The organism is Mycoplana sp. BE70 (genome assembly GCF_031455855.1).
In the GTDB taxonomy this organism is placed as follows: Bacteria; Pseudomonadota; Alphaproteobacteria; order Rhizobiales; family Rhizobiaceae; genus Mycoplana.
In genome coordinates, this window is the sequence record NZ_JAVDTM010000003.1 from 232,094 (window position 1) to 245,863 (window position 13,770).

Here is a 13,770-nt window from a genome sequence, read left to right on the forward strand (position 1 = left end):
CCCGCTCCGGTTCCTAGAACTTCACCGTGGGGACGGCGCGGTCGGCGGCATTCTCGATCTCGAAAAAGGGCGCCTTGACGAAGGAAAACGCGGTCGCCAGCAGATTGGACGGAAAACTCTCGACCTTGACGTTCAGATCGCGGGCGGCGCCGTTGTAGTAGCGGCGTGACATCTGGATCTCGTTCTCGATGGTTTCGAGCGATTGCTGCAACTCGCTGAAGTTCTGGTTGGCCTTCAGGTCGGGATAGGCCTCGGCGAGCGCCAAAAGCTTGCCGAGCGCCTGGCCGAGCATGCCTTCGGCGACCGCCCGCCCGGCAACGTCGCCTGAAGGCACCGCCTGCGCCTTGTTGCGCAGTTCCACCACCTGCTCCAGCGTTTCCCGCTCGTGCTTGGCATAGCCCTTCACCGTCTCGATCAGGTTCGGGATCAGGTCGGCGCGGCGCTTCAATTGCACGTCGATGCCCGACCAGGCCTCTTCCTTGACCTGCCGGGCCTTCACCAGGCCGTTGTAAAGAAGGATCGCGTAGAACGCGACCACCGCTGCGATTGCCAGACCGATCATGATGTCCTCCGTTGAAATGGCGAAGCGTCGCGAAGGTAGCATTCACGCAGACAGAGGGAAGTCCCCCTGCCCGAATTCGCCCGGCAGTTGCAACAGGACATCAATCCGCGAGCAGAAGCGTCGCCGCCGCTCTTGCAGAAACGTTTCAGGCGGTCCGTTCGACCGAAGAAAAGATACAGCCGTGTTCCCCAGGGAACCGATGAAATCGGCGGTCGGCGCGACAATCGGGCTATCGAACAGCATCTGCCCACAAGGCTCACGACCATGAGAACGCTCGCAACCGCCCTCAATATCCTCGGCTTCACCGCTCTCTTCATCGCCTATACGGAAGGCATGCCAGCGGAACGCCCAACCGGCGTGCGCCGGGCGCTACAGACCTACGACTGCCAGCCGCAACCCATCGCCTCTCCTGCACCGAAGGTGCAAGAGATGGGCGTGAAAATTCGTGCAGAAGCGTGAGCGGAGAGAGGCGCCATGAACCCCACCCATTCGATGTGCGAACGGTCGACCGTCTACTACGCCGCCTTCTCGACCCAGTTCACGCCACCGGCGTCGGTCAGCAGGAAGGCTTCGCCGCAGGCTTTCGCCAGCGTGCGCACCCGCAAAATGTAGCTCTGGCGCTCGGTGACGGAGATGACGCCGCGGGCGTCGAGCAGGTTGAAAACGTGGCTGGCCTTGATGCACTGGTCGTAGGCCGGCAGCACGCACTTGTGGTAGCCGCTGGCCGTGTCGCCGGGGGCACCGGCGGCGAGCAGCGCCAGGCATTCCTTCTCCGCATCGATGAAATGGCGGTGCAGCATCGCCGTGTCGGCGAACTCGAAATTGTGGCGGGAGTACTCCTGCTCGGCCTGCAGGAAGACGTCGCCATAGGTGATCTTGTCTTCGCCTTCGCGACCGTTGAAGTTGAGGTCGTAGACGTTGTCGACGCCCTGCACGTACATGGCGAGGCGCTCCAGGCCATAGGTAAGCTCACCGGCGACGGGCGCGCATTCGATGCCGCAGACCTGCTGGAAATAGGTGAACTGCGAGACTTCCATGCCGTCGCACCAGCATTCCCAGCCGAGGCCCCAGGCGCCCAGCGTCGGGCTTTCCCAGTCGTCCTCGACAAAGCGGACGTCGTGCAGCAGCGGATCGAGGCCGATCGCGGCGAGCGAACCGAGGTAGAGCTCCTGCAGGTTCGACGGGTTCGGCTTCAGGATGACCTGGTACTGGTAGTAGTGCTGCAGGCGGTTCGGATTTTCGCCGTAGCGGCCGTCGGAGGGGCGGCGCGACGGCTGGACGTAGGCCGCCTTCCATGGACGGGGGCCGAGCGCGCGCAGGGTCGTTGCCGGATGGAACGTGCCGGCACCGACCTCCATGTCATAGGGCTGCAGAACCGCACACCCCTTGTCCGCCCAGTAATTGTGGAGCGTCAGGATCAGCCCCTGGAAGGAGCGCGTCGGGTGCATGTGGTCAGGCAGGGCGGCAGAGGTCATCGGTCCGGTCCGGATGGGTCTTTGGGATGCGCGGACAGGTGCCACGGCACGCAGGCAGGGTCAAGGGTGCAGCGGCCGCTTTCGCACCCCCCGCCGCGTCAATGCCGCTCGAGCGAACGGAAGAGGCCGGAGCCGGCCGGCTGCGTCGCGACCGTCGAGTCGCCGGGTGCCAGATCGGGAGCGTTGCGGAAGACCGTGCGCGACAGCGGCGTCAACCTTGAGCGATACCAACCGGCGAGTGCCTTCAGTTCCCCGCGCAGCGAAGCCTCTGCGCGCCAGCCGAGACCGGCGATGGCCTCCGTCAAGACCGGCGCACGGCTGTAGTCGGCGGGACGGCCGTTGTTGAAGGTCAAGCCGGAAACCGGCTCAGGAGCCGATTCCAGCACCATGCGGGCAACTTCCAGCACCGAGTAGGTCTCCGGTCCGGACATGTTGTAGACGCCGTTCCTCTCACCCCGACTGGCGACGGCGCGCAAGCCTGAGCAAAAGTCGGAGATCGCAAGGAACGAACGGCGCTGGCTGCCGTCGCCATGGATCGTCAGCGGCTTGCCGACGGCGGCAAGCTCGAGAAACCGCGGCAACAGTTTCTCGGCGTTCTGACGGGAACCGACGATATTGACCGGGCGCAACACGCGGATGTCGAGATCGTAGACCACGGATAGGCCGGAAAGCAGCATTTCGGCTGCGGCCTTCGAGGCGCCGAGCGGGTTGTCCGGCTGCATGGCTGCCGTTTCGGCTAGCGGCGCACTCGACGAACCATAGACCTCCGCCGTACTCACATGGATCATCAGTGGCACTTGGCGCCTGGCCATTGCCTCGGCGAGGATCTGGGTGCCGATGGCATTGGAGACGCTGAAGCGCTCGGGCGAAAGGAAGGATCGGTCGACATGGCTTTCGCCGGCCGCGTGCACGACCAGGTCGGCGCCGCGAAGCAGTTCGGTGACGAGATCGAGATTGCCGACATCGCCCTGGCGCAGGGTCACCCGGCCGGAGCGCATGGCGCGGTCGAGGTTGGTCATGTTGGCGGCATAGGTGAAGGCATCAAGGACACGGATCTGCGCGACCGGGCAGGTCTCGAGCAGATCGTCCACCACATGCGAGCCGATAAAGCCGGCGCCACCGGTGACGACGATGGTGCGGATGCTGGCGAGGTCGAGCGAAGCCATGGTGTCTGCCTTCCCGTTCAATGCAATCTGGAATGGCAGGTTTTCATGATTTTCACGGGCCAACGCAATGCGCGCTGGCGGATCGGCGGGCCTTTATACGGCGTTAACCTTACGCGATCTGGTTAATGATCCGAACCGGCACGGAAGGTGGTGGCGACGTCCCGAAACGGTACAAACGTCAGCTGGGCGCTCGCCTATTCGTCGTCCCTGCGGAGCCGGTATTCGCCGGTCTCGGGGTCCTTCACGAGCGTGCCGATTGCCCCGGTTTCGTGCTCTTTCTCCGCGGCACGGCGCTTGCGCGAAAGCCGTTCGGCATCGGCGACGAACTTGCGATAGCCGAGCCAGGCCACCGCCACGACGATCAGCAGGAATATGAGTTGCGGCATCTCCCCTCCCCGACCTATCGGCCGTAGCGCGACCAGAGCGCCTTCTCTTCGGCGATCTCGGCGAGCGCACTGATTCCGGCAACCGCGACCTGCTCGGCGGATCCCGCCAGCATTTCGGCACCCACACCTGGTATCTTTCGACCGAAAAGTCCGCGCGCCGGCGAAATCAACTGGAGCCTTGCATCGTCACCATACCGACGGCGAATTTCGGCGCGCATGTCGGCAATGCCATCGATCAGCCCCAGCGCCAGGCCGCGCTGCCCGGTCCAGAACAAACCGGAAAAGAGGTCCGGATCACTGGACAGACGTGGGCCGCGCCGCTCCTTGACCATGCCGATGAAAACGTCGTGAATCTCCACCTGCAGCGACTTGAGGTAGTCGATGTCGGATTCCCGCTCCGGCTTGAACGGGTCGAGGATCACCTTGTTCTCGCCGGCGGTGTAGACGCGCCGCTCGACGCCGATTTTCCGCAAAAGCTCCGGGAAGCCGAAGCCGCCGGAAACCACGCCGATCGAACCGACGATCGAGGTCGGATCGGCAAAGATCTCGTCGCCGGCAAGCGCGATCATGTAACCGCCCGACGCGGCGACATCCTCGACGAAGACGAGAACGCGCTTGTTCTTTTCGCTGGAAAGATCGCGGATGCGCTGGAAGATCAGGCGCGACTGCACCGGGGAGCCGCCAGGTGAATTGATCGCGATGGCAACGGCGGGCGCGTCCTTTATCGCGAAAGCCTTTTCGAGGATGGGGGCGACCGTCGCCAGATTGAGCGTGGTGCGGAACGGGCCTCCGCCCGCCATGATCGCGCCATGCAGTCGCACGACCGGGATTGTGACGCCTTCCTTGCGGAACCGCTTCGGCATCAACTTCCTGAAAAAGCCGGCCATGTCGTTATCGTGTCTCCGATGCATGCTTCATCGCCAGATGTATGCACGCAGCGGAAAAACGCAATGGTTTTGCAACAAAATCCGGCTGAATGCGCCAGCGCGCCGCACGTCAGACGCGTGCAACCGTCATCGCGCCCGCTGCCGGCCGGCCGTCAGCCGCGCATAACCCGTCCGTCCGTTGTTGAGATCGTCGACAACGGCTGAGAAACGGTGACTGTCGTCCTCGTGCATGACGAGCGGCGCGCGCATGGTCAGGCGCGCCCGCGAGCCCTTGATCGCCGTCACGAGAATGCGCACGGCGCTCTCGCCGGGACGCGGATGCAAGGCGGTGATTTCGATGCCGCCGAACCGCCGGCCGCAGGCATCGATGATCGCCGCAACCGATTCCGGCCGGGCGATCAGGGAGAGCTGGCCGCCCGGCTTCATGATGGCGCCGGCAGTGCGGATCCACTGTTCGAACAGGCCATCCTGCATCGCATGCGCCTCGGCCTTGAGCGCGTCCGGCGTGCGGCGGTCGCTGGCGTCGTTGAACGGAGGGTTCATGACGACGTGATCCTGCACCTCGTCCTCCAACCCCGCGGCAAGCCGCGCCCGGCCCGTCAGGGTGACGTCCGCCTCGACGACCTCGATACGACCGGCAAGCCGGCCGTTTTCCGGCAGTGCCAGGCTCTTGCGGGCGTAGTCGGCCATGACCGGCGAGCGCTCCACCAAGAGCACATGCACGCCCTCGATCCGCGACGCGACGGCAAGGCCCGCCGCCCCGGCGCCGGCGCCGAGATCGGCGACACGCATCGGCCCCTCTCCCACCACGAGCGAGGCGAGCAGCATCGCATCCATGCCGGACCGATGCCCGCCACCCTTCGGCTGCACGATGTGAAACCGGCCGCGATGAAAGGCATCGATGGTCTGGACGACGGCAACTTCCTCTTGCGCTGTCGTCACGGCCGCAACTCCGCGCCGAGCCCGGCATCCCGCAGGATCCGCCTTGCCTCGTCCTCGCGCTCCGCATCCACCAGCAGCCGTCGCGGCAGCATGCCGAGCGAACCCTCAAGGATACTCATGCCCTGGTCTGCGATCAGACAATGGATGCCGGCATCCCGCAACAGGCTTTCGGCGAAGGAGAGCAGGACTGCATCGTTGGCGCGGATCAGTTCAATCATTCGTTTTTCCAGCTATATTTGAGCTTCCGGGACAATTCGCCTCTTGCTCAGACAGCCCCCCCTTTCTATTGTCCCGCAACGGAATTGAACAGGAGTCCAGGCATTTGGGCGTCGTGATACCGCTTGACGAGGGCAAAAACAAACTGGCGTCGGTCAAACCCCTGGTGGACCTGACGAAAGCCGACATGGAGCGGGTCAACCAACTGATCCTGTCGAAGGCCGGTTCCGACGTCCAGATGATACCGGAAGTGGCCAACCACCTGATCTCTTCCGGTGGCAAGCGCCTGCGGCCGATGCTGACGCTCGCGGCAGCCTCGATGTTCGGCTATGAGGGCGACCATCACATCAAGCTCGCGACCAGCGTCGAGTTCATGCACACGGCAACGCTCCTGCATGACGACGTCGTGGACGAAAGCAACCTGCGCCGCGGAAAATCGACGGCCCGGATGATCTGGGGCAACCAGGCGAGCGTCCTCGTCGGCGACTTCCTGCTCGGCCAGGCCTTCAAGATGATGGTCGAGGTCGGCTCGCTGGAGGCGCTCGATGTACTGTCCTCCGCGGCGACCGTGATCGCCGAGGGCGAGGTGATGCAGCTCTCCGTCGCCAAGAACATGGAGACGACCGAGGACGATTATCTCGAAGTGATCCGTGCCAAGACGGCGGCCCTTTTTGCCGCCGCCGCCGAAGTCGGCCCGATCGTCGCGAACACCAGCCGGGCCGAACGCAATGCGCTCCGATCCTACGGCATGAACCTCGGGCTTGCCTTCCAGCTCGTCGACGATGCGCTCGACTATGGCGGCAAGGCCGCGGATCTGGGCAAGAACGTCGGCGACGACTTTCGCGAAGGCAAGATCACCCTTCCGGTCATCCTTTCCTGGCGGCGTGGAACCGCCGAGGACCGCGCGTTCTGGCGCAAGGCGATCGAGGGCGGCGAGAGCAACGACGCCAACCTTGAGCATGCCCTCGGGCTGATCACCCGCTACGGCGGCCTGTCGGACACCATCGCTCGGGCGCAGCACTATGGCACGATCGCCCGCGATGCTCTGGCACCGCTGCCGGCAAGTCCATGGAAATCCGCGCTCCTGGAAGTGATCGATTTCTGCATTTCCCGCGTCAGCTGATCGCAGAGACTTGCTTTCCGCTGTGCAGGAATTTCTTGCCGCACCGCGCCAAAAAAGCCATTCTCTCAAGCCATGAGTCCAGTTGATTTGGACAGGATCGCGATGTGCCGGCGGCCGCAGCTGCCGGCACCGCAGTTGTGAAAGGCATCTTTATGCGGCACTCCCTGATTATCAGGCTTCTTTCGGGCGTTGCCATCGTGGCCGGCGTTGCCTTTGCGGGCCTCCCGGCCGCCACGGCCCAAGATGCTCCTGCCGCCGCCACCGAGGAGACCCCCTTCGATCCGCAGAGCGTCAACAGCTTCTCCGGCGCTTTCCTTGCCGCCCGCACCGCCGATGTCGACAAGGACTTCGACAACGCCATCGCGCTCTATCGGATTGCGCTGCAATACGACCCGACCAACGTCGAGGTCAAAGAACGCCTTATGATCACGCTCCTGATGGACGGTCAGTTCGACGAGGGCGTGAAGTTTGCCGAGGCGCTGAAGGGTGATGCAGCCGTCGAGCGGATCACGACCATCGTGCGCGGCATGGACGCGATACGCAAGCGCGAGTACCGCACCGCGGATAAGATCCTGCGCTACAGCGGCCCGAACGATCTGGACCGCATGATGAACGGCCTGCTGGCCGCCTGGGCGAAGTTCGGCGACGGCAAGACGAAGGAAGCGCTTGCCACCATTTCGGACATGAAGGGTCCGGATTGGTTCGCGATCTTCAAGAACTACCATGCGGGCGCCATCGCGGCCGCCGCCGGTGACAAGGCCACGGCCCGCAAGCGGTTGAACGACGCCATCCTCGATCGCGACGGCGGCAGTGCGGCACCCGACACCTTCATGCGCGCCGTGATGACGCTTGCCCGCCTCGAGGCGCGCGAGGGCAACACGCAGAAGGCGCTTGACGCAATCTCGGTGGGTGACAACCTGATCTCCAACTACGCGCCGCTGAAGGCCCTGCGCGAGGGGGTCACAAAGGGCGAGAAGCAGGAACAGCAGGTTCGTACGGCAGCCCAGGGCGCTTCCGCCGTGCTCTTTTCAATCGGCGGCGCGCTGAACCGCGAAGGCGCGGAAGACATCGTGTCGCTCTATCTGCAGATCGCGCGCGCGCTCGATCCCGACAGCCCCGACACGCTGGTTCTGCTCGGTGGCATTGCGGAAAACCAGAAGAAGCCGGAACTGGCGATCGAGTACTACCAGCAGGTACCGAAGGATTCGCCGATGCGCCGCATCTCCGAGCTACAGCTCGGTCTGCAGCTCGCCGACCTCGGCAAGGTGGACGACGCCAAGAAGCACCTGAAGGCGCTGATCGAAGCGGACCCGCAGGACCTGCGCAGCTATCTCGCCTATGGCAGCGTCCTTTCCGATGCCAAGGAATACAAGGAGATGGGCGAGGTCTACGACCGCGCGGTCGAGGTGATCGGCAATGTGCCGAACCGCTCGCACTGGACGATCTTCTTCCAGCGCGGCATCGCCTATGAACGCCAGAAGAAATGGGAACTCGCCGAGCCGAACTTCCGCAAGGCGCTGGAGCTGAACCCGGACCAGCCGCAGGTGCTGAACTATCTCGGCTATTCCTGGGTGGATATGAACATCAATCTGGCGGAAGGGCTGGAGATGATCCGCAAGGCCGTCAGCGTCAAGCCCGACGACGGCTACATCGTCGATTCGCTTGGCTGGGCCTACTTCCGCCTCGGCCAGTTCGACGACGCGGTGGCGGAACTGGAGCGCGCCGCCGAATTGCGGGCGGGCGATGCGACGATTAACGACCATCTCGGCGACGCCTACTGGCGCGTTGGCCGCAAGCTGGAGGCGACTTTCCAGTGGAACCGCGCACTCGGTCTCAAGCCCGAGGAAGCCGAAATCCCCAAGATCAAGGCGAAAATCGAATCCGGCCTGCCTGAGCCCACCGATGCGCCGCCGGCCGCTGCCCAGGCGACCGACGGCAAGGAGCCGATCAAGACCCCATCGCTGAAGGTCACGGAAAGCGACAAGAAATCCTGATCCGGCAATGGCTCCCGATGAAGGCATGACCGGTTTCGTGCTGGCAGAGCCGGCACCCGCGAAGATCAATCTGGCGCTGCATGTCGTCGGCCTACGGGCCGATGGCTACCACTTCGTCGACATGCTCGTCACTTTCACCCGATTCGGCGACCGCATCGGCGTGGCGCCGGCGGAGGCGGACCGGTTCACGCTCTCGGGTCGGTTTGCGCCGCAGTTGCGGGACGGACCGGCGACCAGCAATCTCGTGCTCGAGGCGCGCGACCTGCTCCGGGCGGCGTTGCAACGCCGGGGCACGGCCACCCCGCCCGTTCACCTGCACCTGGAGAAGAACCTGCCCGTTGCCTCCGGGATCGGCGGCGGTTCTGCCGACGCAGCCGCCACCCTGCGCGCGCTCTTGCGGCACTGGGACGCCTCGCTTCCGGATATCGATCTGGCGGACCTGGCGCTGCAATTGGGCGCCGACGTGCCGATGTGCCTCTTGGCGCGGCCGCTCGTCGCCCGTGGCATTGGCGAACAGCTGACCATGCTTGACGCGCTGCCCTCTTTTCCGATCGTTCTCGTCAATCCCCTTGTCGGCGTTTCGACGCCGGACATCTTCCGGCGGCTTGCCACGAAGGAAAACCCGCGCCTCGCTCCACCAGCAGCCCTCGCCGGCGCGGCGGCATGGCTTGCAGCTATGCAATCCATGCGCAACGATCTGGAAGAACCGGCGCGCGCCATCTGTCCGGAAATCGACGCGGTGCGAACGGAGTTGATCAGAACCGGCGCCCGTCTGGTACGCATGTCCGGCTCTGGTGCCACCTGCTTTGGCCTGTACGATACCGGGGATGCGGCGCACCGGGCGGCCGCCGTGCTGGAATCGGCGCGGCCGGACTGGTTCGTTGTTGCGACCGAAAGTTATGAAGGAGGGGAACCACATGGCACGGCTTGACGAGACGAGACCCTTCATTCCGCTTTCGATCGCCATTCTGACCGTGTCCGACACGCGCACGCCCGCCGACGACCGCTCGGGCGACACGCTAGTGGAGCGGCTGGAGAAGGCCGGGCACCGGCTCGCCGCGCGCGCAATCGTGCCGGACGACAAGGCGGCGATCCGCGCGCAGGTCGAAGGCTGGACGAAGGATGCCGGCATCGACGTCGTGATCACCACCGGCGGGACCGGTTTCACCGGCCGCGACGTGACGCCCGAAGCGCTGGAGCCATTGTTCGAGAAGAAGATGGACGGGTTTTCGGAGGTGTTCCACCGCATCTCCTACGACAAGATCGGCACCTCGACCATACAGTCCCGCGCCACCGGCGGCGTCGCAAACGCGACCTTCATCTTTGTGCTGCCCGGCTCGCCCGGCGCCTGCCGCGATGCCTGGGACGGCATTCTCGCCGCGCAACTGGACTATCGCCACCTGCCCTGCAACTTCGTCGAGATCATGCCGCGCCTGGACGAGCACCTTAAGCGCAAATAGCCGCCGACCACCTCTCAGGGGCTATGCCCCGACTTTCTGCTGCATCGCGCGAACCGCCCAGGCCGGTACGATCTCGGCGACCAGTTGCCGGGCCGCGACGCCGGTTGCAATCCCCGCGAGGCTGGCGTTTGGCGCGGCAAGAGCAATTCCCTGCCGTTTCGAAAGGAGCAGTCCTTGCTCCAGCGCGGTTCGCCGACCGAGCAGCCGCCGAGGAAACGGCCGGCGATGATTGCGCGAGCCGGCAAAGCGCGCGGGCGCCTGGCTCGTGCCAATATATTCGCCGACGGCATCGATCCAACCGTTCAACGGCCGCGCTCCCGGTTCCAGCAGCAGCAGCCACTCGCCCCGCGCGGAACTTACCACCTCGTGCAAGTCCCAACGCGTCAGGAAAGTGCAGCCCGCAGCGTCTGCCACCTTGGCCGAGCCGTCGGACGAACCATGATCGAGCACGATGACATCCCGCACCAACCCCTCGACGGCGCCGGGAATAAGCGCCGACAGGGTCTGCGCCAGTTCGGGCTCGTCATTGTGGCATTCGATCAAGACTGTCAGCATTTGAGTCCAATACCGCATGGTAGCGAACAAAGCCACTGACGGCATTGGCGAATCCGCCTGGAGCTTCTGATGCCCGCACGGGCGGTGCCAACCGGTCGGGGGGCAATTGCACGGAAAACAAGTTTTGTTCTTGTCTTGTTCTCATTTCACTGTTAGGAATAAAGTCATTGGAGGGAAGAGATTCCCTCAATGGAGAACCCCGATGACCGAACTGCAAAGCCTCAGGGAGGGCGCGCTCGCGCCCGCCAATACGGTCGATATTGCCGATGCGCTGATGACGCAGACGGGTCTACGCATCGATATTGACCGGCGTCGCGGACGCGGGGCCGGCCTGAACTTTTCCGGCCGCTTCGAGCCGCAGACCCGAGAGAGTTTTGACGACGGCTGGGAATCATTGGAGGACCTGCCGCCGTTCAAGACCGAAGTGCAGGTGGAAAAGCCGCGCAGCATCATCACCCGCAACGAGTCGCCCGACGTCCCGTTCGACCGCTCGATCAACCCCTATCGCGGCTGCGAGCATGGCTGCATCTATTGCTTTGCCCGCCCGTCACACGCCTTCATGGGGCTTTCCGCCGGGCTGGACTTCGAAGCGAAGCTGTTTGCCAAGCCCGACGCACCGCGACTGCTGGAACGCGAACTTTCCAAGCCCGGTTACCGGCCTCGGGTGATCGCGATCGGCACGAACACGGATCCCTATCAGCCGATCGAAAAGGAGTGGCGCATCATGCGCCAGATTCTCGAAGTCCTGGAAGCCGCCGACCATCCCGTCTCGATCGTCACCAAGTCGGCCCTCGTCATGCGCGATATCGATATCCTTTCGCGCATGGCTGCAAAAGGGCTTGCCTGGGTCGGCCTGTCGGTGACGACGCTCGACCGCAAGCTGGCCCGCACGATGGAGCCGCGCGCGGCAACGCCTACGCGGCGGCTCGAAGCAATGCGTGCTTTATCGGAGGCCGGCATTCCGGTCAGCGTGATGGCGGCGCCACTCATCCCCGGCCTGAACGATCACGAACTGGAGCGCATCCTCGATTCCGGCAAGGCGGCCGGTGCCCAGGAGGCGAGCTATGTGCTCCTGCGTCTTCCGCTCGAAGTCAGCCCGTTGTTTGGGGACTGGCTGCTGCGGGAATATCCGGACCGCTACCGGCACGTGATGTCGCTGGTGCGCTCGATGCGGGGCGGCAAGGACTATGACGCCGAGTTCGGCAAGCGGATGAAGGGCGCCGGCCCATACGCCTGGCAGATCGCGCGGCGGTTCGAGCTGGCGGCCAAGCGGCTCAAGCTGAACCGAACCCGACGGAGCCTTTCAACCGATCTGTTCGTTCCACCGTCCGGCAGCGGCGTCCAGCTCTCGCTGCTCTGAGGTCACTCCTGGCGGTCACTCAAAGGCCTCAGAAGACAAAAGGCCAAAGCGTGATCCGACTGCCAAACGAAATCGACATTGCACCGTCCCCAGCAATGTCGTGGTTCCCTCGGTGCCGCCTCGCCGAGGGACTTGCAGGGAATCGGTCGGTCGTGCGAGGGTCGCCGCATGCCACGCCGCGCGACCACCGATTCCCCCCTCCTCTTCGACCTTCCCGAAGGCCCGGACTTCCTGATGGAGCTGGCCGCCCGCAAGGCCGGCCAATGGCCGGTCGCCGGTGCAGACGAGGCCGGGCGCGGGCCGCTCGCCGGGCCGGTGGTGGCGGCGGCCGTCATCCTCGACCCGGAGAGAATTCCGGATGGCCTGCACGACTCCAAGCAATTGACGGCAGCAAAGCGCGAGGCGTTGTTTGCCGAGATCCTTGCGACCGCCATGGTATCGGTTGCCTCTTCGAGCGCGCGCCGGATCGACCGCACGGATATTCGCAAAGCCAGCCTGGACGCGATGCGCAGAGCGGTGTTCGGCCTTCCCGCGCGGCCCGGCCTGGTCCTGACCGACGGACTGGACGTCCCGCCCGGACTTGCCTGCGCGGGCAAGGCGGTCGTCAAAGGGGACGCCCGCGTGCTTTCAATTGCCGCGGCGTCCATCATTGCCAAGGTCGTTCGCGACCGGATGATGACCTGCGCCGAAAGCACCTTTCCGGGCTACGGCTTCGACGCCCATGCCGGCTATGCGACCGAGCGCCATCGCTCGGCGATCGGCGAGTTCGGTCCCTGTACCCTGCATCGCATGAGTTTTCGGCCATTCAGGGTGGACGCCCAAGACTGACGCTGTCCGACCCGTACGCCGGTTGATGTCCGCGTCGAAGGAGATGGCTTCGGTTTAGGAAATGGACGGGGACAGTGCCCCTTCCCGACGAAGATAGACCCATTGCATCGCTTGCCGAAACGCATACAAGCCAAGCATTTTTCGGTGCGTGAACCGTTTCTGCCGCTGCTCGGCCCGTCACCCATCAAACGATCAACCAGCGTCCCGAAACTCAAGGGCCCTCGCCAACATCCGGTTTTCCTACGCAGGCGAAGTCGCCGTACGATCTCAAACGACAAAAGGCCGGATCGCTCCGGCCTTTCAATTCTCTTGGGAATCACCGACCCTTAGTTCAAGCGGGTCTTCACTTCCGCGACAGCCTTGTCAAACAGCGACTTGCTGGTGGCAGCATCGGACTTGCTCGAAAGCACGTTCTCGGCGGCGCTGATCGCAAGATCGACGGCGGCCGAACGAACGGCGTTGATCGCGTCGGCCTCGGCCTGCTTGATCTTCTGCTCCGACAGTGCGGTGCGACGGGTTACATACTCTTCCGTCTTCTGCTTGGCTTCGGCCGTCAGCGCCTCGGCCTCGCGCTGCGCGGTCGCCACGATGGCGGCTGCCTCGGCCTCGGCTTCCTTGCGCTTGCGCTGGTATTCCGCCAGCAGGCTCTGGGCCTCTTCACGCAGGCGCTTGGCCTCCATAAGCTCGTTCGAGATCTTGTCGGCCCGCTGGTCGAGGGCTTTGCCCATCGCGCCGGGGACCTTCAGGTAAACGATCAGCGCCAGAAAGAGGACGAGACCAACGAAGGCGTAGAAAGTTGCGTCAAATGCCATGGTC

Annotated in this window: 16 protein-coding genes; 7 read left to right on the forward strand and 9 right to left on the reverse strand. The window is 64.2% G+C overall.

Annotated features, from left to right (window positions below; all coding sequences use genetic code 11):
* Positions 1 to 13: 13 nt before the first annotated feature.
* Positions 14 to 562 carry a LemA family protein gene (locus J2Y48_RS07290; RefSeq protein WP_310414995.1) on the reverse strand — a complete coding sequence of 183 codons (549 nt, stop codon included), beginning with the start codon at positions 560 to 562 and terminating at the stop codon, positions 14 to 16.
* 87 nt (positions 563 to 649) lie between these two features.
* Here J2Y48_RS07290 and J2Y48_RS07295 point away from each other — a divergent pair, with 87 nt between their 5' ends.
* Positions 650 to 1,021: a hypothetical protein gene (locus J2Y48_RS07295; RefSeq protein ID WP_310414998.1), complete on the forward strand. Its 372-nt coding sequence runs from the start codon at positions 650 to 652 to the stop codon at positions 1,019 to 1,021.
* A 56-nt stretch (positions 1,022 to 1,077) separates the two neighbouring features.
* Here J2Y48_RS07295 and J2Y48_RS07300 read toward each other — a convergent pair whose 3' ends face one another.
* From J2Y48_RS07300 to J2Y48_RS07325, 6 genes are all read right to left on the reverse strand, one after another.
* A complete protein-coding gene (locus tag J2Y48_RS07300) occupies positions 1,078 to 2,037 on the reverse strand; it encodes a glycine--tRNA ligase subunit alpha (RefSeq protein ID WP_310415001.1) in 960 nt (319 codons plus the stop codon).
* Between the two features lie 98 nt (positions 2,038 to 2,135).
* Entirely contained in the window at positions 2,136 to 3,203 is a 1,068-nt protein-coding gene (locus J2Y48_RS07305) for an NAD-dependent epimerase/dehydratase family protein (RefSeq protein WP_310415004.1), read from the reverse strand.
* A gap of 194 nt (positions 3,204 to 3,397) precedes the next feature.
* On the reverse strand, positions 3,398 to 3,589 hold the full coding sequence (locus tag J2Y48_RS07310; protein ID WP_192242639.1) for a hypothetical protein: 192 nt from the start codon (positions 3,587 to 3,589) through the stop codon (positions 3,398 to 3,400).
* A 14-nt stretch (positions 3,590 to 3,603) separates the two neighbouring features.
* Entirely contained in the window at positions 3,604 to 4,476 is an 873-nt protein-coding gene (locus J2Y48_RS07315; protein ID WP_310415008.1) for a S49 family peptidase, read from the reverse strand.
* 126 nt (positions 4,477 to 4,602) lie between these two features.
* Positions 4,603 to 5,418: a methyltransferase gene (locus tag J2Y48_RS07320; RefSeq protein WP_310415010.1), complete on the reverse strand. Its 816-nt coding sequence runs from the start codon at positions 5,416 to 5,418 to the stop codon at positions 4,603 to 4,605.
* Positions 5,415 to 5,636, reverse strand: a complete 222-nt coding sequence (locus tag J2Y48_RS07325; RefSeq protein WP_310415014.1) for a DUF2007 domain-containing protein — start codon at positions 5,634 to 5,636, stop codon at positions 5,415 to 5,417. Before J2Y48_RS07325 ends, J2Y48_RS07320 begins: the two co-directional genes overlap by 4 nt.
* A gap of 104 nt (positions 5,637 to 5,740) precedes the next feature.
* Between J2Y48_RS07325 and J2Y48_RS07330 the strand changes: the two genes are divergently transcribed.
* From J2Y48_RS07330 to moaB, 4 genes are all read left to right on the forward strand, one after another.
* The gene (locus J2Y48_RS07330) at positions 5,741 to 6,757 is read left to right on the forward strand and encodes a polyprenyl synthetase family protein (protein ID WP_310415016.1); all 1,017 of its coding nucleotides are present in this window, start codon (positions 5,741 to 5,743) and stop codon (positions 6,755 to 6,757) included.
* Between the two features lie 152 nt (positions 6,758 to 6,909).
* Positions 6,910 to 8,751: a tetratricopeptide repeat protein gene (locus J2Y48_RS07335; protein ID WP_310415019.1), complete on the forward strand. Its 1,842-nt coding sequence runs from the start codon at positions 6,910 to 6,912 to the stop codon at positions 8,749 to 8,751.
* A 7-nt stretch (positions 8,752 to 8,758) separates the two neighbouring features.
* Complete coding sequence (locus tag J2Y48_RS07340) at positions 8,759 to 9,682, forward strand: 4-(cytidine 5'-diphospho)-2-C-methyl-D-erythritol kinase (RefSeq protein WP_310415022.1); 924 nt, start codon at positions 8,759 to 8,761, stop codon at positions 9,680 to 9,682.
* On the forward strand, positions 9,669 to 10,211 hold the full coding sequence (gene moaB, locus J2Y48_RS07345) for a molybdenum cofactor biosynthesis protein B (RefSeq protein ID WP_310415024.1): 543 nt from the start codon (positions 9,669 to 9,671) through the stop codon (positions 10,209 to 10,211). Before J2Y48_RS07340 ends, moaB begins: the two co-directional genes overlap by 14 nt.
* A gap of 21 nt (positions 10,212 to 10,232) precedes the next feature.
* Here the strand turns inward: moaB and J2Y48_RS07350 are convergent, their stop codons facing one another.
* The gene (locus J2Y48_RS07350) at positions 10,233 to 10,766 is read right to left on the reverse strand and encodes a glycosyl transferase (RefSeq protein WP_310415027.1); all 534 of its coding nucleotides are present in this window, start codon (positions 10,764 to 10,766) and stop codon (positions 10,233 to 10,235) included.
* Between the two features lie 202 nt (positions 10,767 to 10,968).
* Between J2Y48_RS07350 and J2Y48_RS07355 the strand changes: the two genes are divergently transcribed.
* Both J2Y48_RS07355 and J2Y48_RS07360 read left to right on the forward strand, forming a co-directional pair.
* A complete protein-coding gene (locus J2Y48_RS07355; protein WP_310415031.1) occupies positions 10,969 to 12,126 on the forward strand; it encodes a PA0069 family radical SAM protein in 1,158 nt (385 codons plus the stop codon).
* A gap of 168 nt (positions 12,127 to 12,294) precedes the next feature.
* A complete protein-coding gene (locus J2Y48_RS07360) occupies positions 12,295 to 12,954 on the forward strand; it encodes a ribonuclease HII (protein ID WP_310415034.1) in 660 nt (219 codons plus the stop codon).
* Positions 12,955 to 13,280: 326 nt separating this feature from the next.
* Here the strand turns inward: J2Y48_RS07360 and J2Y48_RS07365 are convergent, their stop codons facing one another.
* Positions 13,281 to 13,766 carry a F0F1 ATP synthase subunit B gene (locus J2Y48_RS07365; protein ID WP_310415037.1) on the reverse strand — a complete coding sequence of 162 codons (486 nt, stop codon included), beginning with the start codon at positions 13,764 to 13,766 and terminating at the stop codon, positions 13,281 to 13,283.
* Between the last annotated feature and the right edge of the window lie 4 nt (positions 13,767 to 13,770).